The sequence below is a fragment of the Streptomyces sp. R302 genome (assembly GCF_012927245.1).
Lineage (GTDB): Bacteria > Actinomycetota > Actinomycetes > Streptomycetales > Streptomycetaceae > Streptomyces.
In genome coordinates, this window is sequence record NZ_JABBGE010000011.1 from 240,042 (window position 1) to 265,085 (window position 25,044).

Annotated in this window: 20 protein-coding genes; 14 read left to right on the forward strand and 6 right to left on the reverse strand. The window is 73.5% G+C overall.

Going from position 1 to position 25,044, the window contains the following annotated elements; translation table 11 throughout:
- Nucleotides 1-125: 125 nt before the first annotated feature.
- Both HHL19_RS30755 and HHL19_RS30760 read right to left on the reverse strand, forming a co-directional pair.
- Nucleotides 126-1,421: an LCP family protein gene (locus HHL19_RS30755; RefSeq protein ID WP_169093641.1), complete on the reverse strand. Its 1,296-nt coding sequence runs from the start codon at nt 1,419-1,421 to the stop codon at nt 126-128.
- A gap of 244 nt (nt 1,422-1,665) precedes the next feature.
- Nucleotides 1,666-2,418: a TIGR03089 family protein gene (locus HHL19_RS30760; protein ID WP_169093642.1), complete on the reverse strand. Its 753-nt coding sequence runs from the start codon at nt 2,416-2,418 to the stop codon at nt 1,666-1,668.
- Between the two features lie 126 nt (nt 2,419-2,544).
- Here HHL19_RS30760 and HHL19_RS30765 point away from each other — a divergent pair, with 126 nt between their 5' ends.
- From HHL19_RS30765 to HHL19_RS30775, 3 genes are all read left to right on the forward strand, one after another.
- Nucleotides 2,545-3,921, forward strand: a complete 1,377-nt coding sequence (locus HHL19_RS30765) for a peptidoglycan recognition protein (protein ID WP_169093643.1) — start codon at nt 2,545-2,547, stop codon at nt 3,919-3,921.
- Nucleotides 3,922-4,025: 104 nt separating this feature from the next.
- Nucleotides 4,026-5,108 (forward strand): NDP-sugar synthase, encoded by a 1,083-nt coding sequence (locus HHL19_RS30770; protein WP_169093644.1) that lies wholly within the window; start codon nt 4,026-4,028, stop codon nt 5,106-5,108.
- Nucleotides 5,109-5,317: 209 nt separating this feature from the next.
- A complete protein-coding gene (locus tag HHL19_RS30775) occupies nt 5,318-6,241 on the forward strand; it encodes a DNA-3-methyladenine glycosylase 2 family protein (protein ID WP_169093645.1) in 924 nt (307 codons plus the stop codon).
- 15 nt (nt 6,242-6,256) lie between these two features.
- Here the strand turns inward: HHL19_RS30775 and HHL19_RS30780 are convergent, their stop codons facing one another.
- The 3 genes from HHL19_RS30780 to HHL19_RS30790 form a co-directional block, all read right to left on the reverse strand.
- Nucleotides 6,257-7,564: a coenzyme F420-0:L-glutamate ligase gene (locus HHL19_RS30780; RefSeq protein WP_169093646.1), complete on the reverse strand. Its 1,308-nt coding sequence runs from the start codon at nt 7,562-7,564 to the stop codon at nt 6,257-6,259.
- A complete protein-coding gene (cofD, locus tag HHL19_RS30785) occupies nt 7,561-8,517 on the reverse strand; it encodes a 2-phospho-L-lactate transferase (RefSeq protein WP_169093647.1) in 957 nt (318 codons plus the stop codon). The genes HHL19_RS30780 and cofD overlap by 4 nt, the downstream gene beginning before the upstream one ends.
- A gap of 65 nt (nt 8,518-8,582) precedes the next feature.
- Entirely contained in the window at nt 8,583-9,098 is a 516-nt protein-coding gene (locus tag HHL19_RS30790) for a cysteine dioxygenase family protein (protein WP_169093648.1), read from the reverse strand.
- 677 nt (nt 9,099-9,775) lie between these two features.
- On the opposite strand from HHL19_RS30790, the gene HHL19_RS30795 reads away from it, so the two are divergent.
- The 3 genes from HHL19_RS30795 to HHL19_RS30805 all read left to right on the forward strand — a co-directional run bounded on the left by HHL19_RS30795 (nt 9,776) and on the right by HHL19_RS30805 (nt 15,529).
- Nucleotides 9,776-10,039 (forward strand): WhiB family transcriptional regulator, encoded by a 264-nt coding sequence (locus tag HHL19_RS30795; protein WP_015033978.1) that lies wholly within the window; start codon nt 9,776-9,778, stop codon nt 10,037-10,039.
- A gap of 289 nt (nt 10,040-10,328) precedes the next feature.
- On the forward strand, nt 10,329-14,009 hold the full coding sequence (locus HHL19_RS30800; RefSeq protein WP_169093649.1) for a glycosyltransferase: 3,681 nt from the start codon (nt 10,329-10,331) through the stop codon (nt 14,007-14,009).
- The gene (locus HHL19_RS30805) at nt 14,006-15,529 is read left to right on the forward strand and encodes a DUF5719 family protein (protein ID WP_169093650.1); all 1,524 of its coding nucleotides are present in this window, start codon (nt 14,006-14,008) and stop codon (nt 15,527-15,529) included. The genes HHL19_RS30800 and HHL19_RS30805 overlap by 4 nt, the downstream gene beginning before the upstream one ends.
- A 66-nt stretch (nt 15,530-15,595) precedes the next feature.
- Here HHL19_RS30805 and HHL19_RS30810 read toward each other — a convergent pair whose 3' ends face one another.
- Nucleotides 15,596-16,060, reverse strand: a complete 465-nt coding sequence (locus HHL19_RS30810) for a metallopeptidase family protein (RefSeq protein ID WP_206325420.1) — start codon at nt 16,058-16,060, stop codon at nt 15,596-15,598.
- Nucleotides 16,061-16,369: 309 nt separating this feature from the next.
- On the opposite strand from HHL19_RS30810, the gene HHL19_RS30815 reads away from it, so the two are divergent.
- The 8 genes from HHL19_RS30815 (at nt 16,370) to HHL19_RS30850 (ending at nt 24,702) form a co-directional block, all read left to right on the forward strand.
- Nucleotides 16,370-16,801, forward strand: coding sequence for a DUF3499 domain-containing protein (locus HHL19_RS30815; protein ID WP_169093684.1), 432 nt, complete (start codon nt 16,370-16,372; stop codon nt 16,799-16,801).
- Nucleotides 16,802-16,954: 153 nt separating this feature from the next.
- A complete protein-coding gene (locus HHL19_RS30820; protein ID WP_169093651.1) occupies nt 16,955-18,319 on the forward strand; it encodes a phosphomannomutase/phosphoglucomutase in 1,365 nt (454 codons plus the stop codon).
- Between the two features lie 91 nt (nt 18,320-18,410).
- Nucleotides 18,411-18,593 carry a Trm112 family protein gene (locus HHL19_RS30825; RefSeq protein ID WP_169093652.1) on the forward strand — a complete coding sequence of 61 codons (183 nt, stop codon included), beginning with the start codon at nt 18,411-18,413 and terminating at the stop codon, nt 18,591-18,593.
- Between the two features lie 139 nt (nt 18,594-18,732).
- Nucleotides 18,733-19,881, forward strand: coding sequence for an SIS domain-containing protein (locus HHL19_RS30830; protein WP_169093653.1), 1,149 nt, complete (start codon nt 18,733-18,735; stop codon nt 19,879-19,881).
- Nucleotides 19,882-20,007: 126 nt separating this feature from the next.
- Complete coding sequence (gene manA, locus HHL19_RS30835) at nt 20,008-21,159, forward strand: mannose-6-phosphate isomerase, class I (protein ID WP_169093654.1); 1,152 nt, start codon at nt 20,008-20,010, stop codon at nt 21,157-21,159.
- Nucleotides 21,160-21,243: 84 nt separating this feature from the next.
- Nucleotides 21,244-22,209 carry a cation diffusion facilitator family transporter gene (locus HHL19_RS30840; protein WP_169093655.1) on the forward strand — a complete coding sequence of 322 codons (966 nt, stop codon included), beginning with the start codon at nt 21,244-21,246 and terminating at the stop codon, nt 22,207-22,209.
- A gap of 298 nt (nt 22,210-22,507) precedes the next feature.
- The gene (gene ahcY, locus HHL19_RS30845; RefSeq protein ID WP_169093656.1) at nt 22,508-23,962 is read left to right on the forward strand and encodes an adenosylhomocysteinase; all 1,455 of its coding nucleotides are present in this window, start codon (nt 22,508-22,510) and stop codon (nt 23,960-23,962) included.
- Between the two features lie 107 nt (nt 23,963-24,069).
- The gene (locus tag HHL19_RS30850) at nt 24,070-24,702 is read left to right on the forward strand and encodes a hypothetical protein (protein WP_169093657.1); all 633 of its coding nucleotides are present in this window, start codon (nt 24,070-24,072) and stop codon (nt 24,700-24,702) included.
- The last annotated feature ends 342 nt before the right edge of the window (nt 24,703-25,044 follow it).

Here is a 25,044-nt window from a genome sequence, read left to right on the forward strand (position 1 = left end):
CCAGTTCAGCGCGGGGCGACGTCCGTGACAAATTCCACGCCCCTTACAAATGGGCAATCTGCTCAAACCACATCGGCCCCGGCCTCTCCCTTGGCTCCCGCTTTACCCAACGGCCCCGCACGCCGCTACGCACACACCCCTTCCGCGGCGTTCCGCCCCGTGAAGGTCGGCGTCGCGCTCGGCGCCGGTGTGCCCGCGTCGTCGGGCTTCCCGTCGGAGGATGCCTCCCCGGCCCCGTCCGGTTCCGCCTTCGTCACCAGGACCGGCTTGTCCTCGCGGAGTTGCCGGAAGAGCTCGCTCGCCGCGGGTTGCACCAGTTCGTCCCGGTTCGCGTTGTATGCGTATGGGCGCCGCGGCACCGTGAGGAACTGCACCTTCTCCGTGGGGATCGACCGCATCGTCCGCGCCAGGTCGTACAGGTCCCGCAGCGAGTCGAGCCCCGGATCCGTCGTGATCGACTTCGTCGCCGCGTCGAGCACCGGATACAGCTTCGCCGGGTTCAGCAGCACCCCGTTGCTCTGCACCTTGTTGACGAGCGCGCCCAGGAACATCTGCTGCCGGTCCATCCGTTCGGTGTCGCTGCCGTTCCCCAGCGACTTCCGGGCCCGGACGAAGCCGAGCGCCTGCTCCCCGTCCAGCGTCTGCCGGCCCGCCGGCAGCTTCAGCTTGGCGTCGGCGTCGTCCACCGGCTCCTTCAGGCAGACCTCGACGCCGTCCACCGCGTCGACCATCTTCTTGAAGCCCCGGAAGTCGATCACCATGTGGTGGTCGACCCGGATCCCGGTCAGCTTCTCGACGGTACGGATCGTGCACGCCGTCCCGCCCCACTCGTACGCCCAGTTGAACTGCGCCAGCTGCTCCCGGGTCCGGCCGCCGCCCTCGGTCCTGGCGCAGCTGGGGATCGTCACCATCAGGTCGCGCGGGATCGACACGGCGGTCGCCCCCGACTCGTCGGCCGCCAGGTGCAGCAGGATGACCGTGTCCGAGCGCTGGGTGCCCCGGTCCTTCCCGTACTTCCGGTTCTCCTCGCCTGACCGGGTGTCCGAGCCGATCAGCAGGATGTTCCGCGCGGCCGACACGACGGCCGACGGCCGCTCCTTCTCGTACCGCCGCAGCTCGTCCGCCGCGGTGGTGTCCGTGGTGATGTTGCCGTCGAGCTTCCGGTAGAACCACCACCCGGTCCCGGCCGCCGCGAGCAGCACGACGGAGACCCCGAGCGCCCCCCACCGCAGCCAGTGCCGCCGCGGGGCGGAGTCCGTCTCGGCGCCCGGCTCGGAGTCCGGTTCGGCGCTCGGTTCGGCGCTCGGCTCGGAGTCCGGTTCGGAGTCCGGTTCGGCGCTCGGCTCGGAGTCCGGTTCGGAGTCGGGTTCGGGCGCCGGTTCGGGGTCCGGTTCGGCGGGAGTGCCAGCGCGGTCCGTCACGTCGTCGTCCGTCCTTCGAGGCGGTCTCGGGCGCGTCGGGCGCCCGGCGGTCGCAGAAGGAGACGGCCGAACCCGACGCGGGGTTGTACGGAGGAGACGACTCCCCCCGGGCCGATCATGTACCGGACTCGCCGTACGGTCGCGGGTACGCGGCGCGTCGGTCGGCCGAACGGGTGCAACGGACGCGCGAACGCCACGGGCCGGGCGCCCCTCGGAGCGCCCGGCCCGTTTCCGCGTACGTCCGTCAGAGGGCCGTCGCCGTGACCCGCTCGCTCTCGATGCGCTTCTCCAGGGACTCCGGCGCCAGCTCGCCCAGGTGCCGGCACAGCACCACGGAGCCGCCCGCGGCCAGCGGCGCGTACAGCCCGGACGACAGCCCCTCCCAGGAGTCGTACGGCAGCCCGGACAGCAGCCGCGAGCCGGGGCCGAGCCCGAGGCCGGCGGCGTCGAGCCGGGCCTGTTCGACGAGCTCGACACCGCTGCGCTCCGTACCGTCGACGACGAGGGCGGGCGCGTCCGCGTCCACCGGCGCGTAGGGCGCGAACCGGTCGCCCTGGGACGGCACCTCGACCGCGTAGTCCGCGTATCCGGCGGGCGCGGACGGGAAGCGGCGCCCCAGCGGCGCCAGGGAGAGCGCGATCCGCTCCCCGGAACAGGCCAGACCCGCCTCCAGCGTGTCCGGTCCCGCCACCACCAGATCGGCGGCCGCCGGGTCGCCGCCCAGCTCGGCCGCCACGCCGACGGACGAGCAGGCGAGCAGCCAGACGGCGGTCTGCCAGTGCGCGGGCAGCAGCAGGGCGAGCCGGTCGCCGGGCTCGGCGGACAGCTCGCCCTGGAGCAGATTGGCGGTCTTCGCCACCCAATTGGCGAAGGTGGCGACGGACAATTCCACCCGTTCACCGGTGGCGTCGTCGTAGTAGGTGACCAGAGGGCGGGCCGGGTCCGCGGCGAGCGCGGATCGCAGCAGGTCGGCGGGGGTGCGGTCGCTGGCGTTCACGCCGCACAGGGTACGCGGGCCGGCGCGCCGCCCTGGGCCGTACCGGTGACGGTGTCCTCCGGTCGGACCGACGGGCCGTCCGCCGTCCGGCGCGCGCCGGACCCCCGCGCTGCCCACGATCGGGCCATGCGTGCCTCACTCGCCTCCTCGATCGCCGTCGCCTGCGCGGCCGCGCTCGCCCTGCCGGTCACCCTCGCCGCCCCCGCGACGGCCACCGCGCGTCCGGCGGCGAACGCCCTGCCACCGGCCCAGGACGAGCTGCCGGGCTCCACCCAGTCGCTGCCGCTCCGTCCGCTGGGCGCCTCCGTCCGCACCTTCGGCACGGACCCGGGCGCCGCCACCGAGCAGGGCCTCCCCCGACGGGACGTCAGACCCTTCTCCCTCGTCGGCGTGGTCTGGGACGATCCGGCCACCCCCCTCCACGGCACCGTCCAGGTCCGCACCCGCGCCGCCGCCGACGGCGTCTGGTCGCCCTGGCAGGACGTGGAGACCCACAACGAGGAGCACGGGGCCGACCCCGGCACGGCCGAGGGCGCCACCCGCACCCTGCGCGGCTCCACCGCCCCCCTCTGGGTCGGCGACTCGGACGGCGTCGAGATCCGCGTACGGGCGGAGGCCGGAGCCGGTACGACTCCGCTCCCGGCCGGCCTCCGCCTGGAACTGGTCGACCCGGGCGAGGCCCCGGAGGCCCCGACCGGGGAGGCGGCCCCCGCCCCCCGCACCCGGGCGATGGCGCCGCCCGCCGTCCTCACGGCGGCGGAGGCCGCCGCGAGCGGCGTCAACAGCCGGCTGGCCCCCTACGGCGCGACCGCCATCCCGGCCGCCAACCCCGCCGAGGTCGAGGAAGCGGTGGAGCCCGCCGCCGCGGAGCCCGCGGCGGCGCAGAAGAAGCCGTACATCGGCCCCCGTCCCAAGATCATCACCCGGAAGGGCTGGGGCGCCGACGAGACGATCCGCGAGAAGGGCTTCGTCTACACCAAGACGATCAAGACGGCCTTCGTCCACCACAGCGCCACCGGCAACAACTACACCTGCGGCCAGGCCCCCTCCGTCCTGCGCAGTATCTACCGCTACCACGTGAAGAGCAGTGGATGGCGAGACTTCGGCTACAACTTCGCCGTCGACAAGTGCGGAAACATCTACGAAGGCCGGGCCGGGGGAGTGGCGAAGCCGGTCCGCGGCGCGCACACCCTCGGCTTCAACACCGACAGCATGGGCGTCGCCGTCCTCGGCACCTTCACCAGCACCAACCCGCCGGCCGCCGTGGTGACCGCCGTGGCCCGCCTGACGGCCTGGAAACTCGGGCTCCACGGCATCAATCCGAAGGGCACCCAGACCCTCGTCTCCGGCGGCGGGAACCGCTACAAGAAGGGCCAGAAGGTCAAGTTCCACACCATCGCCGGACACCGTGACGGATTCGCCACGGAGTGCCCCGGCGGACGTCTCTACGGGAAGCTCGGAACCGCCCGCGCCTCCTCCGCGAAATACCAGGGAAGGAGCTGATGGGGGCAGGAAGGCAACCATCTGCATAAACTGACCGGTCATATCGCACGGACGACCGAGACGGGCGCGCCGAACGGCCCCGAAGCAGGAAGCAGAGACGACACGTGACAGAAGCGATCCTCCTGGTCGGGGGCAAGGGCACCCGGCTGCGACCGCTCACGGTCAACACGCCCAAGCCCATGGTCCCGGCGGCCGGCGTCCCCTTCCTGACGCACCAGCTGGCCCGGGCCAAGGCCGCCGGCGTCGAGCACATCGTGCTCGCCACCTCCTACCTCGCCGAGGTCTTCGAGCCGCACTTCGGTGACGGCTCCGACCTCGGCCTGAGCCTGGAGTACGTGACCGAGGAGGAACCGCTCGGCACCGGCGGCGCGATACGCAACGTCGCCTCCCGCCTCCACTCGGGCCCCGACGACCCGGTCCTCATCTTCAACGGCGACATCCTCACCGGCCTCGACATCCGCGCCCTGGTGGCCACCCACGCCGACTCCGGCGCGGACGTCTCCCTCCACCTCACGCGCGTCGAGGACCCGAGGGCCTTCGGCCTGGTCCCCACCGACGGCACGGGTCGCGTCACGGCCTTCCTGGAGAAGCCCCAGACCCCCGAGGAGATCGTCACCGACCAGATCAACGCCGGCGCGTACGTCTTCCGCCGCTCGGTCATCGACTCGATCCCCGCGGGCCGCCCGGTCTCCGTCGAGCGCGAGACCTTCCCGGAGCTCCTCGCCTCCGGAGCCCACCTCCAGGGCATGGTCGACTCCACGTACTGGCTGGACCTCGGCACCCCGCAGGCCTTCGTCCGCGGCTCCGCAGACCTGGTCCTCGGCCGCGCCCCCTCCCCGGCCGTCCCCGGCCGCTGCGGCGACCGCCTGGTCCTCCCCACCGCCCGCGTCGCCCCCGACGCCAAACTCACCGGCGGCACGGTGGTGGGCGCGAACGCGCAGGTGGGCGAAGGCGCCCGGGTCACCGGCTCCACCCTCCTCGCAGGCGCGATCGTCGAACCCGGCGCCGTCGTCACCGACTCCCTCATAGGCGCCGGCGCCCGCATCGGCGCCCGCTCCGTCCTCACGGGCGCGGTCATCGGCGACGGCGCCCACGTGGGCCCCGACAACGAACTCCGCGACGGCATCCGCATCTGGTGCGACGCCACCCTCCCCGCGGGCACGGTCCGCTTCAGCTCGGACCAGTAGCAGGGAGGCCGTTCCGTTGTGGGCGCTCGCGCCGTTCCGTTGTGGGCATACGTTCCGCTAGGGCGATGGGGGTCCCCCCTGCTCGAGCGAAGCCGAGAGCTTGGGGGAGGGTGGGCACAACGGAACGGCACCCTTCGCGGGTGCCTCCGCACCTGTCGCTTGAACCCGCACCCCCCGCACCCGCACCGCCCCCGGCTACGCTCATACGCATGGCCGGCCGCTTCCTCCCGAAATCCGTCACGTCCAACGGCGGCCACGCCCTGGACCTGGGCCTCACCCTGGGCCCCCTCCGCAGAGGCCCGTACGACCCGACCTTCCAGGTCACACCGGACGGCTCCGTCTGGCGAGCCACCCGCACCCCGGAAGGCCCAGGCACCCTCCGCGTACGCATGCACGGCGCCGAGGTCACGGCAGAGACCTGGGGCCCGGGCGCGGCCTGGCTGGACGAGAACCTCCCCGCCCTCCTCGGCGCGGAGGACGACCCCACCCCCTTCGTCCCCCGCCACAGACTCCTCCTGGCCACCCACCGCCGCCGCCCCGGCCTCCGCCTCACCCGCACCGGCCTGGTCCTGGAGTCCCTGATCCCGTCGGTCCTGGAGCAGAAGGTCACGACGACGGAGGCGTACGGCTCCTGGCGCCGCCTGGTCCGCCAGTACGGCGAACCCGCCCCGGGCCCCGCCCCCGAGGGCCTGCACGTGATGCCGGACGCCCGCACCTGGGCGAGGATCCCGTCCTGGGAGTGGCACCGCGCCAACGTCGACGGCAAGCGCGCCGCGACGATCGTCCGGGCCGCCCGCGTCGCCCCCCGCCTGGAGGAGGCGGCCCACATGCCGCCCCCGGAGGCCCGCAGGCGCCTGGAGCTGATCCCCGGCATCGGCCCGTGGACCTCCGCCGAGACGATCCAGCGCAGCAACGGCGCCCCCGACGAGGTCACCACCGGCGACCTCCACCTCCCCGGCATCGTCGGCTGGGCCCTGGCGGGCGACCGCGCCGCCGACGACGCGGCGATGCTGGAGCTCCTGGCCCCCTACGCGGGCCAGCGCCACCGCGCCGCCCGCCTCGTCCTGCTCAGCGGCCGCACCCCGCCCCGCCGGGCCCCCCGCCTGGCGCCCAGCGACATCACCCGCTACTGACACCGCCGGAGGGCGTCAGCGCACCACCACGAACTCCGAGGCCGTCCGCCGCGGGCGTTCCTTCGGCGCCGCCGCGGGATGCCCGATCGCGACCGCCCCCATCGGGTCCCACCCCTCCGGAAGCCCGAGCACGTCCCGTACGACGTCCCGGCAGAACATGGTCGAGGAGACCCAGGCCGAGCCGAGGCGCTCCCCGGCCAGGGCGACCAGGAAGTTCTGGACGCCCGCGCCGGCCGCGACGACGAACATCTCGCGTTCGGCGGCGTCGCGGCGCGGGTCGCCGTAGTGGTGGGAGCCGTCCATGACGAGGCAGGGCACGGCGAGGTACGGCGCGTTCCGCAGCACGTCCCCGCGCCGCACCCGCTTGGCGACGGACTCCTCGGACTTCCCGTCCCGCCGCAGGTCCGCGATCCACGCGTCCCGCATCGCGTCGAGCAGCCGCACCCGCGACTCCTCCGACTCCAGGAGCACGAACCGCCACGGCGTCGTATGGTGCGGGGCCGGCGCCGTCACGGCCGCGGCGACCGCGCGCCGTACCGCCCCGGGGTCGACGGGCGCGTCGGTGAACTCGCGTACCGTCCGCCGCAGCGTCACCGCCTCCCGTACGGCCTCCGAGGTGCCGAGCCGGAACATGTCGTCGGCGGCGGCCCGTACCAGGGCCCGCGCGCCCGGCTCGTCGTCGTCCCCGACGACGTGCGGCAGCCCGCGGACGACGGCCACGGGCACGCCGGTGGCCTTGCCCTTCACCAGGTCGCCGGCGGCGGCGAGTTCGTCGGCGGTGGCGACGACGGTCACGCTCAGGTCGTTGCCGTGGGAGTCGGTCGCGCCCCGCAGGTCGTCCAGGACCCGCACGCCGGCCGCGCCGATCGCCACGTCGGTGAGGCCGGCCCGCCAGGGCCGCCCGAAGGTGTCGGTGACGACGACCCCGACGTCCACGCCGAGCGCCTCGCGCAGCCCGGTCCTGATCCGCCGCGCCGACGCGTCCGGGTCCTCCGGCAGCAACAGCACGGTCCCGGCGGGGGTGTTGGAGGCGTCGACGCCGGCCGCCGCCATGACGAGCCCCTGCCGGTTCTCGACGATGCGGAGGGTGCCGCGCCGCGCCACGACCCGTACCGTCTCCGCGTCGATGGCCTCCTCGCGGTCGTCGGCGGCGACGATCCGCCCCTCCGCCTTGCTCACGATCTTGGAGGTGACCAGGAGCACGTCCCCGTCCTCCAGACCGGGGGAGACGGACGCGATCAGCTTGGCGAGGTCGTCGCCGGGCGCCACCTCCGGCAGCCCGGCGAGCCCCCACACCCGGTACGACGGGGCCGGGGCCGTCACCCGCGGACCTCCTCGGCGAGCGCGAGCGCCGCCCGTGCCATCGCGGCGGTCGCGTCCACGTCGGTCATCATCAGCGGCACGGCCCGGCAGGCGATCCCGGCCGCCTCGACGTCGGCGACGGAGCCCGCGTCGACGGTGTCCACCAGCCAGCCGTCGATCAGGCCGGAGCCGTAGTGGCGGGCGACGGCCGCCGCCGTCGACTCGACGCCGACGGCCGCGAGCACCTTGTCGGCCATGCCGCGCACGGGCGCGTCCCCGACGATGGGGGAGAGGCCGACGACCGGCGCGGGCGCGGCGGCGACGGCCTCGCGGATGCCGGGCACGGCGAGGATGGTGCCGACGGAGACCACCGGGTTCGACGGCGGGAAGAGGATGACGTCGGCCTCGGCGATCGCCTCCAGGACGCCCGGCGCGGGCTTGGCGGCCTCGGCGCCGACGGCCACGACGGCCTTCGCGTCGACGGAGGCGCGTAGCTTCACCCAGTACTCCTGGAAGTGCACGGCCCGCTGCTCGCCGTCGACCTCGATGGCGACGTGCGTCTCGACGCGGTCGTCGGACATCGGGAGCAGCCGGACGCCCGGCCGCCAGCGGGCGCAGAGCGCCTCGGTGACGGCGCTCAGCGGGTAGCCGGCGCCGAGCATCTGGGTGCGGACGATATGGGTGGCGAAGTCCCGGTCGCCGAGGCCGAACCACTCGGGTCCGACCCCGTACGCGGCGAGCTCCTCCTTGACGGCGAAGGTCTCCCCCTCGCGGCCCCAGCCCTGTTCCTCGTGGATGCCACCGCCGAGGGTGTACATCACGGTGTCCAGGTCGGGGCAGACCTTGAGGCCGAAGAGATGGATGTCGTCACCGGTGTTGCCGACGACCGTGATCTCCGCGTCCGGGACGGCCTGCTTCAGACCACGAAGGAACCGGGCACCACCGATGCCGCCTGCCAGAACCACAATGCGCATGCAGACAGTCTGTCAGCCGCAGGCTGATCCTTTGAGGGGTGGTGGTCGGGAGACGGGCGGGCCTGTCAGGCGCTGATCGCCGCCGGGGCGGCGCACCGTCCCTGGAGGGACTCGTGCATCGGCTCGTGCATGGGCATCTCGGTCAGTCCGGGGAAGTAGACGTGGAGGCTGACGACCGGCTCCAGGGAGTCGTTGACGACCTCGTGGGCGTACCCGGGCGCGTAGACGCGCTGCGTGCCGGGCCGCAGGACGCGCACGCCCCGGTCGGTGCGCTCCGTCAACTCGCCCTGGAGGACGGTGAGGACGCCGGAGGAGCGGCCGTGGTCGTGGAGGCCGCTGCCCTGGCCGGGCACCCAGGAGAGCAGCCATACCTCGTAGCCGGGCCCGGTGCGCAGGCGGTGGTACCAGCGGGTGGTGGCGTCGTACTCGACGTGCGGGGCCCACCGGTCGCGGTCGGCGGCGAGCTCGCGGGCGAGGCCGGCGAACTCGGCGACGGTGACGGGGTGCTCGCGCTCGGGCTGGAGCAGGTGGGGGACCTCCATGAGGTCGCCGGCGATCTGAAGGTCACTGTCCATGTTCATGGGTGGGGTGGTTCCTCAGCAGAAACGGGGATGCGGTGGGGGGTCACGGCCCGGGGAGGGGCGCAGAGGTGACACGGGTGACGCAGGGTGACGCTGGGAGAGGCAGCCGGAGCTCTGGGGCATCAACAGCTGGAACAGCAACAGCAACAGCGCGCCTGGACAGCGCGGCGGAACCCACGGGCGTGGGTCGCGGAGGGCGCTGCGGTCGCTGGCATGCCACCAAAGTGGCGGGAGCGGTACCCGACTGTCAACTCAATGCCCGATTTGGGGGTAATGTTTCACCTCATCCGGTTACCGTGCCCGGAGAAAGGTTTGTTCAGGCTCGGACCAGGCAAGATGGCGCAGCAGTCGGGCCCGTAAACATGGCCGCGGCGGGGGCGGTCCGTGATCGGACTGTGATCCGGATCGCTTCCATGGCTGGATCGCAACAAGATCCAAGCCTCGTACGTCCTTCTGGGCGGAGGCGCGACACCGCGGGAACCACCGATGGCATGTGTCACGGTTTTTGGTGATTTGAACACTTTCCGCATAGGCTTGGTTCCGCAGAGTGAATACGGGGCCCAATAGCAGATCTCGGCTTGACTCGCACAGAGCACGAACTTGTAATTTCACTCGTGTCGTTCGGCCGTTTCGATCACGGCGACATCACGGGACGCACAGACAGACGAGGGGCGCAGATGACCGAGTTGTTCCAGGAACTGCTGGTCGAGGACGCGGACGAGGAACTCGGCTGGCAGGAGCGCGCGCTGTGCGCCCAGACCGATCCCGAGTCCTTCTTCCCCGAGAAGGGCGGCTCGACCCGCGAGGCCAAGAAGGTCTGCCTCGCCTGCGAAGTCCGCTCCGAATGCCTGGAGTACGCGCTCCAGAACGACGAGCGCTTCGGCATCTGGGGCGGCCTCTCCGAACGCGAACGCCGCCGCCTCAAGAAGGCCGCCGTCTGACCGCCCCGTCCGAAGACCACCCACGGTCCGTCCCCTGTGCACACAGGAGGCGGATCGTTCCCTGTTGTGGGCATACGTTCCTCCCCCGAGGACTACGCCCAGGGGGACCCCCAGGCGGAACGGGTGGGCACAACGCCCCCAGGACGGCGCCCGACTCTCCGCCCGCCCGCCCCCCGCACCCGCACCCGCCGCAGGCACCCGCACCCGCCGCAGCCATTAGTGTGGGCCTCCGTCCAAGCCGCTCCCACGCCCCACCGCGGGCGACCCCGGCCGGAGGGCCCGTAGCTCGATGTCCTCAACTCCTGAGTTCCCCAGGCACGTCGTCACCGCCGTGCTCGTCACCCACGACGGAGCCCGCTGGCTGCCCGACGCGCTCTCCGGGCTGCTCGCCCAGGAGCGCCCGGTGCAGAGCGTGATCGCCGCCGACACCGGCAGCGCCGACGAGTCCGCACAGCTCGTCGCCGAAGCCGTCGGGGACGACCGCGTCCTGCACCTCGCCCGCCGCACCGGCTTCGGCGCCGCCGTCGACGAGGCCGTCCGCACCGCGCCCGTGCTCGGACCCGAGGACCTGCCGTACCTCAAGCGCCCCAGCGGCTGGGACCCCGTCAGCCGGAGCTGGAACGACGGGGCCTACGACCTCCCCGAACTCCCGCACGGCGAACCGGTCCAGTGGCTGTGGCTGCTGCACGACGACTGCGCCCCCGAGCCCGGCGCCCTCGCCGAACTCCTGCGCGTCGCCGACTCCGACGCGTACGCCGCCGTCATCGGCCCCAAGCTGCGCGGCTGGTACGACCGCAAGCAGCTCCTCGAAGCCGGCGTCACCATCGCCCGCAGCGGCCGCCGCTGGACCGGCCTCGACCGCCGCGAGCAGGACCAGGGCCAGCACGACCAGATCCGCCCGGTCCTCTCCGTCTCCACCGCCGGCATGCTGATCCGCCGCGACGTCTTCGAGGAGCTCGGCGGCTTCGACCGCCGGCTGCCCCTGATGCGCGACGACGTCGACCTGTGCTGGCGCGCCCACTCCGCCGGCCACCGCGTCCTCGTCGCCCCCGACGCCGTCCTGCGGCACGCCGAGGCCTCCGCCCGCGAGCGCCGCTCCGTCGACTGCGCCGGCCGCACGGCCGCCAGCCCGCACCGCGTCGACAAGGCCGCCGCGGTCTACACGCTGCTCGCCAACACCTCGGGCCGCGCCCTCCCCTACGTCTTCCTCCGCCTCGTCGTCGGCACCGTCCTGCGCACCCTCGGCCTCCTCGTCGGCAAGGCCCCCGGCCAGGCCGTCGACGAGATCATGGGTCTCCTCGCCACCCTGCTGAGGCCCGAGAAGGTCCTCGCCGCCCGCAAGCGGCGCAAGAACCCCGAGGTCCCGTCCGGCGAGCTCCGCCCGCTCTTCCCGCCGCCCGGCGCCACCGTCCGCGCCGCCGCCGAACAGCTCGCCTCCCACTTCGGCGGCGACGAGGCCGACTCCGGCGGCTCCCGCCACGGCGCCGTCGAGTCGGGCCCCGGCGGCGACGACGCCGACTTCCTGGAGGTCGAGCAGTTCGCCCGCCTGAAGAAGATCGCCCGCAAGCCCGGCCCGGTCCTCTTCGCCGTCCTCCTCCTCGTCTCCCTCGTCGCCTGCCGCAACCTCTTCGCCGGCGGCTCCCTCGCCGGCGGCGTCCTGCTGCCCGCCCCCGACACCGTCTCCGAACTGTGGAGCCGGTACGCGGACGCCTGGCACACCCTCGGCACCGGCGGCACCCAGACCGCCCCGCCCTACCTCGGCATCCTCGCCGGACTCTCCGCGCTCTTCCTCGGCTCCACCTCCACCGCGCTGACCGTGCTGCTCGTCTGCTCGGTCCCGCTCGCCGGCTGCACCGCCTACTTCGCCGCCCGCGGCCTCGTCGGCTCCCGCCTCCTGCTCGCCTGGGGCGCCATCGCCTACGCCTTCCTGCCCGCCGCCACCGGCGCCCTCGCCACCGGCCGGCTCGGCACCGCGGTCCTCGCGATCCTGCTCCCGCTGATCGCCCGCGCCGCCGTCGCCGCCCACGGCCTGAACCGCCCCGACCGCGGCAGCTGGCGCGCCACCTGGGCCTACGCCCTGCTGCTCACCGTCACCACCGCGTTCACCCCGATCGTGTGGCCGCTCGCCGTCGTCCTCGGCCTCGGCGTCCTCGCCTTCCGCCGCGACGACATCACCGCGTACGGGCTCCGCTTCCTCGCCGCCGTCGGCACCCCGGTCCTGGCCCTGGCCCCCTGGTCGCTCTCCCTGCTGACCAGCCCCTCCGCCTTCCTCCACGAAGCCGGCCTCGACCTGCGCACCGGCACCGCCTCCGCCGTCGACCTGCTCGCGAGCAGCCCCGGCGGCCCCGGCACCACCGGCGGACTCCTCCTCCTCGGCCTGGTCCTCGCCGCCCTCGCCGCCCTGCTGCGCGCGGAGCGCCGCCGCGCCGTCCTCGCCGCCTGGACCGCCGCCCTCGCCGGCCTCCTCTTCGCCGCCCTCTCCAACGGCGCCGACGGCACCGGCTGGGCGGGCCCCGCCACCCTCGTGTACGGCTCCGGCCTCATCGCCGCCGGCATGCTCGGCGCCGAGGGCGGCCGCACCCGCGTCGCCGCCCACGGCTTCGGCTGGCGCCAGCCCGTCGCCGCCCTCGTCGCCCTCGCCTGCGCCGTCGGCCCCGCCGTCGCCGCCGCCGGCTGGATGCTCGGCGGCGCCGACGGCCCGCTGACCCGCCGCGACCCCGTCCAGGTGCCCGCCTTCGTCGCCCAGATGGCCGGCGAGAAGAACCAGCCCCGCACCCTGGTGCTCTCCGGCAGCTCGCCGGGCGCCGTCGACTACACCCTGGTCCGCGGCTCCGGCGCCCGCCTCGGCGACGCCGAACTGACCACGACCGCCGAGCCCGACCCGCGCCTCGACTCCGTCGTCGCCAAGCTCGTCGCCGGCTCCGGCGCCGACCAGACCCAGGAACTCAGCGCCTTCGCCATCCGGTACGTCCTGGTCAAGGACGGTTCGCCGCGCGACATGAGCCGCGTCCTCGACACCACCCCCGGCCTCAACCGGCTCAGCCAGCTCGACGGCGTCGCGCTGTGGGAGGTCGACCGCGAGATCGCCCGCGTGATGATCGTGCCGCCCGCCGCCAAGCCCGGCGCCACGGCCACGGTCCTCCCGGTCCCCGTCCCCGCCGGACCGGTCGAGGCCCACGCCGACGTCCCCGACGGCCCCGACGGCCGCGTCCTGCGGATCGCCGACCGCGCCGACGAGGGCTGGACCGCCACCCTCGACGGCACCGCGCTCACCCCCACCACCGTCGACGGCTGGGCCCAGGGCTTCCAGCTCCCCGCCGACGGCGGCCGCCTCGACCTCACCTACGACGAGCCGCTCGCGCACACCGCCTGGATCTGGACCCAGCTCGGCCTCGCCGTCGTCCTCGTCGTCCTCGCCCTGCCCGGCCGCCGCCGCGAGATCGACGACGACCTGCCCGAGGAGGAGACGGCCATCCCGGCCCAGGCCACCGAGGGCGACGGCCGCCGCGCCCGCCGCCTGCGCGCCGCCGCCGAGGCCGAGGCCGCCGCCGGGACCGAAGGCCCCGAGGACCGCCCCGACACCCCGGACACCGACCACCCGGCCGCCACCGTCCCCGGTCAGCAGACCGCCGAGGCGGACGGCTGGGACACCGCCGGCCAGGGCCCCGCCTACGCCGAGCAGTACGCCCCCGGCTACGACCAGCAGGGCTACCCCCAGGAGTACGCCGACCCGTACCAGCAGCAGGCGTACGCGTACCCCGGGCAGGGCTACGACCAGGGCCAGGGCTACGACCCGCAGAACCCCCCGGCGTACGACCCCTACGCCGCCCCCCAGGGCTACGAGCAGGACCAGGGCTACGACCCGAACCCGCCGGCGTACGACCCCTACGCCGGCTACGACTACGGCTACCCGCAGGGCGGCCAGGCCCACGAGACCGAGCAGCGTCCCGACGGGAGCAGCAACCAGTGAAGCGCCCCAGCCCCTCCCTGATCGCGGTCGTCACCGCCTTCGCCGCCGTCACCGGCTTCGCCGCGCTGACCGCCCCCGGCGAGCCCGGCGCCGCGTCCGCCGCCCCCGCACCGCAGGCGGCCCGCCTCCCCGTCGAGCGCACCAGCCTGCTCTGCCCCGCCCCCAGCACCTCGGACGTCGCCGAGACGCAGACCACCTCGTACACCCCGCCCGGCGCCGCCGCCCCGGCCGCCGCCGGCACCACGGCCCCCAAGCCGACCGCCGTCCTCGGCCTCGCCAAGAACCCGGACGCCCCGGCCCTCAAGAAGGGTGTCAAGGCGCCCGGCACGGTCACCGCCCCCGGCAAGCCCGTCGCCGCCGAGGTTGACGGCGCCGTCACCTACGGCCTCACCGGCACCGCCACCGGCACCCTCGCCCCCGGCTGGACCGTCCAGCAGACCACCGTCGTCCCGGCCGGCGCCGCCCGCGGCCTCCTCGGCGTCACCTGCTCCGCCCCCGACACCGACCTCTGGTTCCCGGCCGCCTCCACCGCGAAGGGCCGCACCGACTACATCCACCTCACCAACCCCGACGACGACATCGCCGTCGCCGACATCGAGCTGTACGGCCCCGAGGGCGAGCTGAAGACCACGATCGAGCGCGACGGCCTCGACGTCCCGCCCCACTCGACCACCTCGGTCCGCCTCAGCACCCTCCTCTCCGAAAGCCCCCACGAGAACCTGACGGCGCACGTCTCCACCCGCTCGGGCCGGGTCGGCGCCGCCCTCGGCTCCGCCACCGACGGCGTGGGCAGCGACTGGCTCTCCGCCTCCGCCGACCCGGCGGCCCGCCTCGTGCTCCCCGGCATCCCGGCCGACGCCACCGGCGTCCGCCTCGTCGCCTACGCCCCCGGCGACTCCGACGCCGACCTGAAGATCCAGCTGGCCACCGCGAACGGCACGATCGTCCCCGCCGCCGCCGAATCCCTGCACGTCAAGGCCGGCATGACCGCCTTCGTCGACCTGCCGGACCTCACCCGGGGCGCCGCCGCCTCCCTGCTGCTCACCCCGACCGACTCCAAGAAGCGGGTCCCGGTCGTGGCCGCGCTCAAGGTCGTCCGCGGCAAGGGCTCCGACACGGAGATGGCCTTCATCCCCGCCGCGCCCCCCGTCAACGGCCGCGCCACCGTCGCCGACAACCGCGCCAAGGGCACCGCCCTCGCCCTCACCGCCCCCGAGGCGGCCGCCCAGGTGAAGGTCACCGCCTCGGCCGGCACGGAGGGCGGCACCCCCGCCACCCGCACGGTCTCCCTCAAGGCGGGCACCACGACCGTCCTCACCGACCTCGCCCCCAAGGACGTCAAGGGCTCCTACGCGCTGACCGTCGAACCGGTCGCGGGCGGCGGACCGGTGTACGCCTCCCGCGCGCTCACCCTCCCCGAGGACGACATCCCGATGTTCACCGTGCAGACCCTGGTGGACGACCGGGGCACCGTCCAGGTCCCGACCGCCCGCCGCGACCTCACGGTCCTCGACGACTGACGGCGGACACCACCGGTACGGGCTCCCGCGCGCGAAAGGCGCGCCGGCGGGCCCGTACCGCCGGACTCAGTCCTGCCCGTACCGGGGATCGACCGACTCGGGGGAGAGCCCGAGGAGCTCGGCGACCTGCTCCACCACGACCTCGTGCACGAGGAGCGCCCGCTCGTCACGGCTCTTCGACCGGATCTCCACCGGCCGCCGGTAGACGACGACCTTCGCCGGCTCCCGCTTGTCGGCCGGCACCGAACCGCCCAGCGGCACGACCTCGCCGGAGAGCGCCGGAGGCACCTCAAGGATCATGAACTCGACGTCCTGGAGCTGCGGCCAGCGCCGCTCCAGGCGCTCCACCGAGTCCAGGACGAGATCGCGGAAGGTGTCCGCGCGGCTCACGGACAGCGGAACCTGCGGCGGCGCGACCGGCCCCCGCATCCCACGGCCGTGCCGGTCCCGCCGGCGGACCCGCGGCTCGGCCGGCGGCTCCCCGGAGCTCCGCGAGGGGCCCGGCTGCCCGGGCGGCACAGGAGTGTCCATCACTGACGCAGCGTAACTCTCCTGGGTCACTCCGCACCGTGGCGCGGACCCGCCGATCCGCGCGTCCCACCCCCTCCGCACCCCGCCCGCACCCCCTCCGCTGTCCAAACCTGAACATTCCGGCCGTCCCAGGGAACGATTCGGCACCCGCGCACGATCGGCCATCCGGCCGCGCCTGACCGGATTCCTCCCTCTCCCTGTCCGGATCACCCCCCGTACCACCCCCCTTGCGCCCCCTCCGTCGCAGGTCAGAACGGCCATCACTCGAAGGAGGGTGTCGGAGGTCACACCGCGACACGGTGGGGTGACCTGGGGGAGAGTCGTCGCGGCCCGGTCAAGAGTGCGGTACCGTCCAACGTCGTGAGCCCTGTACGTCGCTGTTCGCGCACCGCGTGCGGCCGCCCTGCCGTCGCGACACTGACGTACGTCTATGCCGACTCGACCGCGGTCCTCGGCCCGCTCGCCACCTACGCCGAGCCCCACTGCTACGACCTGTGCGCCGAGCACAGCGAGCGCCTCACCGCCCCGCGCGGCTGGGAGGTCGTGCGTCTCTCCGACGCCTCCGCCCCCACCCGCCCCAGCGGCGACGACCTCGAAGCCCTGGCCAACGCGGTCCGGGAAGCGGCCCGCCCCCAGGAGCGCGCCGCCGAGGCCGGCAAGCCCGGCACGGGCCGGGGCGGCGACCCCATGGAGGTCGGCCGCCGCGGACACCTCCGGGTGCTCCGTTCCCCCGACAACTGACCCGACAACCGGAGCCGACAACCGGACCCGCGCACCGGCGACCACGTCCACAACCGGCCACCGGCCGCGTGGCACACCCCCCGCCCCGGGTAGTTTGGGCGTTCCGCACACGAGCCGCACACGCGCGTGCCGAGAACTCAGGAGGGTGGATCCGTGACTGCCGATCTGTCGCAGATCGTGAAGGCGTACGACGTCCGCGGGGTGGTCCCGGACCAGTGGGACGAGAAGCTCGCCGAACTCTTCGGCGCCGCCTTCGTCCGCGTCACCGAGGCCGACGCCATCGTCGTCGGCCACGACATGCGCCCCTCCTCGCCCGGCCTCTCCGACGCCTTCGCTCGCGGTGCCGCCCGCCTCGGCGCCGACGTCACCCTCATCGGGCTGTGCTCCACCGACCAGCTGTACTTCGCCTCCGGCAGCCTCGGCCTGCCCGGCGCGATGTTCACCGCCTCGCACAACCCGGCCCGGTACAACGGCATCAAGATGTGCCGTGCCGGCGCCGCGCCCGTCGGCCAGGACACCGGCCTCTCCGACATCCGCGCCCTCGCCGAGCGCTGGCTCGCCGAAGGCGCCCCCGAGGCCGCCGCCACCCCCGGCACCGTCACCGAGCGGGACACCCTCGCTGACTACGCCGCCCACCTCAAGGCGCTCGTCGACCTCACCGCGATCCGCCCCCTCAAGGTCGTCGTCGACGCCGGCAACGGCATGGGCGGGCACACCGTCCCCACCGTCTTCGACGGGCTCCCGCTGGACCTCGTTCCGATGTACTTCGAGCTCGACGGCACCTTCCCGAACCACGAGGCGAACCCTCTCGACCCGAAGAACATCGTGGACCTCCAGGCCCGCGTGGTCGCCGAGGGTGCCGACCTCGGTCTCGCCTTCGACGGGGACGCCGACCGGTGTTTCGTCGTCGACGAGCGAGGCGAGCCCGTCTCCCCCTCCGCGATCACCGCCCTCGTCGCCGCCCGTGAACTCGCCAAGCACCCGGGCGGGACGGTCATCCACAACCTGATCACCTCCTGGTCGGTCCCCGAGGTCGTCCGCGAGAACGGCGGCGTGCCCGTCCGCACGCGGGTCGGCCACTCCTTCATCAAGGAGGAGATGGCGAAGACCGGCGCCATCTTCGGCGGCGAGCACTCCGCGCACTACTACTTCAAGGACTTCTGGAACGCCGACACGGGCATGCTCGCCGCCCTCCACGTGCTCGCCGCCCTCGGCGGCCAGCAGGGCACCCTCTCCGGCCTGGTCGCGGCCTACGACCGGTACGCCGGCTCCGGCGAGATCAACTCCACCGTCGCCGACCAGACGGCGAGCACGGCCAAGGTCAGGGCGTCCTACGAGGGCGACGGCGTGACCTTCGACGAACTCGACGGCCTCACCGTGACGGCCCAGGACTGGTGGTTCAACCTCCGCGCCTCCAACACCGAGCCGCTGCTCCGCCTCAACGTCGAGGCCCGCGACGAGGCCACCATGGCCAAGATCCGCGACGAGGTCCTCGCCCTCGTCCGGGCCACCGACTGAACCCCCGCCGACCGCCGGGGAACGGGGGCGTGCCCCGTTCCCCGGCGGTAGGCTGACCTGGCCCGATCCGTCTGTTCGAAGGGACGACCCCATGCCGCTCGAAGCCGGCCTCCTGGAGATCCTGGCCTGCCCGGCCTGCCACGCTCCGCTCGACGACCGCACGGCGGACGAGACACCCGAACTGATCTGCACCTCCGCGGACTGCGGCCTCGCCTACCCCGTCCGCGACGCCATCCCGGTCCTCCTCGTGGACGAGGCCCGCCGCCCGTCCTGACCCGTTGTGGGCGGCTCGCCGTCCCGGTTGTGGGCATACGTTCCGCAAGGGCGGAACGGGTGGGCACAACCCCCCAGGGGCGGCGCCCGATCTGCCGCACGCCCACCCCGACCGCCGGCACCGCCCCCCGGAGGCCCCCTTGCTGGACGAAACCCTGCTAGACGCACCGGACGCGCTCGCGACCGCCGACCGCCGCGGCCTCCTCCGCGGCTCCGCCGAGGCCGGCGCCCGCGTCAGGACCGCCGCCCGCCACGCCACCGAGGCCGGCATCGCCGACCTCCGCCCCGAGGGCCGCCCCCGCGCCGTCCTCGTCGCGGGCCCCGGCACCGCCGCCGCAGGCGTCGCCGACCTGATCGGCGCCCTCGCCGGCGCGTCCGCCCCCGTCGTACGCCTCACGCCCACCGGCGTCGCCCCCGCCGCCGGCGCCCTGCGCTGGGCGCTGCCCGGCTGGGCCGGCCCCGTGGACCTGCTCCTGCTGCCCACCACCGACGGCTCCGAACCCGGCCTCGCCCTCCTCGCGGAGCAGGCCTACCGCCGCGGCATCACCGTCGCCGCCGTCGCCCCCAAGGGCTGCCCGCTCTCCGAGACCGTCAACGGCTCCCGCGGCCTCTTCGTCCCGATGGCCATGGCCCCGCACGAGGAACCCGACGAGTACGGCGAGAACCTCGCCGCCAGCCCCGGCGCCCTCTGGGCCCTCTTCACCCCGCTCCTCGCCCTCCTCGACCGGGTCGGCCTCCTCGAAGCCCCGCCCGAGGCCCTGGAGCGGGTCGCCGACCGCCTCGACCGCACCGCCGAACGCTGCGGCCCGGCCATCGCCACCTACTCCAACCCGGCCAAGACCCTCGCCGCCGAACTCGCCGAGTCGCTGCCCCTCATCTGGACCGAGGGCGACGCCGCCGGACCGGCCGGCCGCCGCTTCGCCGCCGTCCTCGCCGAACTCGCCGGCCTCCCCGCCCTCGCCGCCGAACTCCCCGAGGCGCTCCCCGCCCACGGCGTCCTCCTCACCGGCGCCTACGCCGCCGCCGCCGACCCCGACGACTTCTTCCGCGACCGCGTCGACGAACCCCAGGCCCTCCGCGCCCGCGTCGTCCTCCTCCGCGACCGCCCCGCCGACAGCCTCAGCGCCGCCCCCGCCGCCCGCGAACTCGCCCTCGGCCACGAGACCGCCGTCAGCGAACTCGAACCCGAGGAGGGCGACGCCCTGGAGACCCTCGCGGAACTCCTCGCCGTCACCGACTTCGCCGCCGTCTACCTCTCCCTGGCGACCCCGGGCCACCCGGCACCCTGACAGCCCCGGGCACGGCACCGGCGTACGGCCTGCGGCCACCCACCCGTCACCCGCGTGTCACCCACTCCCTGTCATCTGTCGTCTGGCACCGTCACCGTCAATCGCCCCGAGGAGCTGGAACCCGCCATGGAACGCCTCGTCAACACCGTCCGCCCCTACGCCTGGGGCTCCACGACGGCCATCCCGGAACTGCTCGGCACCGCCCCCACCGGCGAGCCGCAGGCCGAGATGTGGATGGGCGCCCACCCCGGTGCCCCCTCCCTCACCCCCCGCGGGCCGCTCAACGAGCTCATCGACGCCGACCCCGTACGCGAACTCGGCGCGCCCGCCGCCGAGAAGTTCGGGCCCCGCCTGCCCTTCCTCCTCAAGCTCCTCGCCGCCGGCGCCCCGCTCTCCCTCCAGGTCCACCCCGACCTGGAGCAGGCCCGCGCCGGATACGCCGCCGAGGAGGCCGCCGGCATCCCCCTCGACGCACCCCACCGCATGTACAAGGACGCGAACCACAAGCCCGAGATGATCTGCGCCCTCACCCCCTTCGAGGGATTCTGCGGCTTCCGCGCCCCCGCCGAGGCCGCCGACACCCTCGCCGCCCTGGGCGTCGACTCCCTCAAGCCGTATGTGGACCTGCTCCACGCCCACCCCGAGGAGGACGCCCTCCGCGAGGTGCTCACGGCCCTGCTCACCGCCGACCCGGCCGAGACGGCCCACACCGTCGCCGAGGCCGCCGCGGCCGCCGACCGGCTCGGCGGCGCCTTCGCCTCGTACGCCGTCCTCGCCCACCACTTCCCCGGCGACCCCGGCGTCATCGCCGCGATGCTCCTCCACCACGTCACGCTCCAGCCCGGCGAGGCCCTCTACCTGGGCGCCGGCGTCCCGCACGCCTACCTCTCCGGCCTCGGCGTCGAGATCATGGCCAACAGCGACAACGTCCTGCGCTGCGGCCTCACCCCCAAGCACGTCGACGTCCCCGAACTCCTCCGCGTCGTCCGCTTCGAGCCCGCCGACCCCGGCGTCCTCCGCCCCGAGGCCTCCCCGTCGGGCGAGGAGGTCTACGACACCCCCATCGACGAGTTCCGCCTCTCCCGCCTCGTACGCGCCGAGGGCGCCGCCCCCACCGACCTGACCGCCGCCACCCCGCAGATCCTGCTCGCCACCGCCGGCCACCCCAAAGCAGGAGAGATCACCCTCTCCCCGGGCGAATCCGTTTTCGTGCCCGCCGGCGAGCCCGTCGAACTGACCGCAGCGGGCACCGTGTTCCGCGCCACCGTCGTGGCCTGATGCAACAATGACCGGCCGTACCACGGCCCCGGCCACGGTCACCGGCACCGGGCCGGAGCATCGACGAAGGGAACAGACAGACCCATGAGCGCGTCAGGCGGAACCAAGGCGATCGTGGCGGCCCTCGCCGCCAACCTCGCGATCGCCGCAGCCAAGTTCGTGGCGTTCCTCTTCAGTGGCTCGTCCTCGATGCTCGCCGAGAGCGTCCACTCCCTCGCCGACTCCGGCAACCAGGGCCTGCTCCTGCTCGGCGGCAAGAAGGCCCAGCGCGAGGCCACCCCCCAGCACCCCTTCGGCTACGGCCGCGAGCGGTACATCTACGCCTTCCTCGTCTCCATCGTCCTCTTCTCCGTCGGCGGCATGTTCGCCATCTACGAGGGCTACGAGAAGATCCACGACCCGCACCCGATCGAGGCCTGGTACTGGCCGGTCGGCGTCCTCGTCTTCGCGATCATCGCCGAGTCCTTCTCCTTCCGCACCGCCATCAAGGAGTCGAACCTCATCCGCGGCGGCCTCTCCTGGAAGGAGTTCGTCCGCCGCGCCAAGGCCCCCGAGCTCCCCGTCGTCCTCCTGGAGGACCTCGGCGCCCTCGTCGGCCTCGTCCTCGCCCTCGGCGGCGTCGGCCTCGCCCTCCTCACCGGCGACGGCGTCTGGGACGGCATCGGCACCCTGTGCATCGGCGTCCTCCTCATCCTCATCGCGATCGTCCTCGCCCTGGAGACCAAGTCGCTCCTCCTCGGCGAGGCCGCCGGCCTCGACGAGGTGAAGAAGATCGAGGACGCCGTCGTCGACGGCGAGACCGTCACCCGCCTCATCCACATGCGCACCCTCCACCTCGGCCCCGAGGAACTCCTCGTCGCCGCCAAGGTCGCCGTCCGCCACGACGACTCCGCCGCCGACGTCGCCCGCGCCATCGACGCCGCGGAGGAGCGCATCCGCGCCGCCGTCCCGATCGCCCGCGTCATCTACCTGGAGCCGGACGTCTACAGCGAGTCCGCCGCCGCGGCCGGCCCCGACCCGGCCGCCACCCCCGGCGGAAGCGGCCACTGACCTCCCGCACCACCCACCGAACACCCTCACGAAGCCCCCGGAGCGCACCACGCCGCCCCGGGGGCTTCTCCCTGCGGGCCTGCGCCCGGTGGGCCGATCGGTGTAGATTCGTGACCGCCAGACGTCGCTGCTGATGGCGGTCGGGCGGCCCCCCAGGGGACCGGCCGAGGGAGAGAGGACCTCCGACGACTGCACCGCGAACCACCCGGGCATCCGTATGCCCGCAGGTGCCTCGACCGCGGTGTCAGGCGCCACAACCGACCCTCATCACGCGATCCCACGAGGAGCAGCACCCGTCATGACGACTGCCGCACAGCAGGACTTCAAGGTCGCCGACCTCTCCCTGGCCGCCTTCGGCCGCAAGGAGATCACCCTCGCCGAGCACGAGATGCCCGGCCTGATGGCGATCCGCCGCGAGTACGCCGAGACCCAGCCGCTCGCCGGCGCCCGCATCACCGGCTCCCTGCACATGACCGTGCAGACCGCCGTCCTCATCGAGACGCTCGTCGCCCTCGGCGCCGACGTCCGCTGGGCCTCCTGCAACATCTTCTCCACCCAGGACCACGCCGCCGCGGCCATCGCCGTCGGCCCCAACGGCACCCCGGAGAACCCCCAGGGCGTCCCGGTCTTCGCCTGGAAGGGCGAGACCCTGGAGGAGTACTGGTGGTGCACCGAGCAGGCCCTCACCTGGCCGAACACGCCCACCGGCGGCCCGAACATGATCCTCGACGACGGCGGTGACGCCACCCTCCTCGTCCACAAGGGCGTCGAGTTCGAGAAGGCCGGCGCCGCCCCGGACCCGGCCACCGCGGACAGCGAGGAGTACGGCTACATCCTCCGCCTCCTCAACCGCACCCTCGCCGAGTCCCCGCAGAAGTGGACCCAGCTGGCGTCCGAGATCCGCGGCGTCACCGAGGAGACCACCACCGGCGTCCACCGCCTCTACGAGATGATGCAGGCCGGCACCCTGCTCTTCCCGGCGATCAACGTGAACGACGCCGTGACGAAGTCGAAGTTCGACAACAAGTACGGCTGCCGCCACTCCCTGATCGACGGCATCAACCGCGCCACCGACGTCCTCATCGGCGGCAAGACGGCCGTCGTGTGCGGTTACGGCGACGTCGGCAAGGGCTGCGCCGAGTCGCTGCGCGGCCAGGGCGCGCGTGTGATCGTGACGGAGATCGACCCGATCTGCGCGCTGCAGGCGGCGATGGACGGCTACCAGGTCACGACCCTCGACGAGGTCGTCGAGACCGCGGACATCTTCATCACGACGACGGGCAACAAGGACATCATCATGGCCTCCGACATGGCCAAGATGAAGCACCAGGCGATCGTGGGCAACATCGGTCACTTCGACAACGAGATCGACATGGCCGGCCTGGCGAAGATCCCGGGCATCGTCAAGGACGAGGTGAAGCCGCAGGTCCACACGTGGACGTTCGAGGACGGCAAGGTCCTGATCGTCCTGTCCGAGGGCCGGCTGCTCAACCTGGGCAACGCGACGGGTCACCCGTCCTTCGTGATGTCGAACTCCTTCGCGGACCAGACCCTGGCCCAGATCGAGCTCTTCACGAAGCCGGAGCAGTACCCGACGGAGGTGTACACGCTGCCGAAGCACCTGGACGAGAAGGTCGCCCGCCTCCACCTCGACGCGCTCGGCGTCAAGCTCACCACCCTCCGCCCGGAGCAGGCCTCCTACATCGGCGTCAAGGTCGAGGGCCCGTACAAGCCGGACCACTACCGCTACTGATCCGCCCCCCCGGTCCCACGACCGGACGGACGCGACGACCCAGCAGGCCCCCGGCACCCGTGCCGGGGGCCTGCCCCGTTCCCCCTCCACCACCCGAGGACCACGCGATGCCCCGCGGCCGCTACTCGCTCCACGACCCCCACGACCACACCCCCCTCGGCGAGGAACACTTCCACTGCGCCCCCGGCCCCTCCGGCTGGCGCTACGTGGCCCAGCGCACCACCCCCGCCGGCGACCACACCGGCTCGATCGACCTCGCCGTCGACGAACTCGGCCGCCCCATCCGCCTGGAACTCCACGCGTCGAGCTGGCAGGTCCGAGGCGCCGCCCTCGACGGCGTCACCTGGGTCCGCACCGACCCCACCGGCACCCACGCCACCGAAGGCAACGTCCGCGCCCACGCCTTCACCGGTACGTCCCCGGCCTTCCTGATCGCCCTCACCCGCCTCCTGCGCCTCACTCCCGGCGCCCCGGAGACCCGCGTCCGCCTGGTCGCCCTCACGGACCCGGTCCTCGCCCCCCTCACCGTCGACCAGTCCTGGTCCCTCCTGGGCACCGAGACCCACCCCACCGACCTGGGCCCCCTCTCCGTCGACGCGTACCAGGTCAGCACCTTGGACACCGGCGAACGCCACACCGTCCACATCGCCGGCGACGTCGTCCTCTCCGCCCCCGGCCTGGAACTGGAAGACCTCGACACGCCCCCCTCCTCCTTCCCGATGTGCGACGGGCCCAGCTGAGCTGGTACTGTCCTCCGGTGCCCGAAAAAACCGTTGACACGGTGGACGCGGGGAGGTAGATTCAGATGGTTGCCTAGAGCTGGACAGCTCGGCAGTAATCAACTAGAGTCTGACTCACTCCCGATTCTTTATCGCGAATCACGAAAAGCCGCCGATTAGGTAGCCGGAAATGATTCTGATAAAGTCGGAAAGCGCCGGAAGGTCCCGAGAAAAACAAATCGGGACCGGAAAGCACCGAGGAAATCGGATCGGAAAGATCTGATAGAGTCGGAAACGAAGGAAGCGCCCGGAGGGCCTGGAAACAGGAACGAAGGAAGCGTCCGCACCTTGAGAACTCAACAG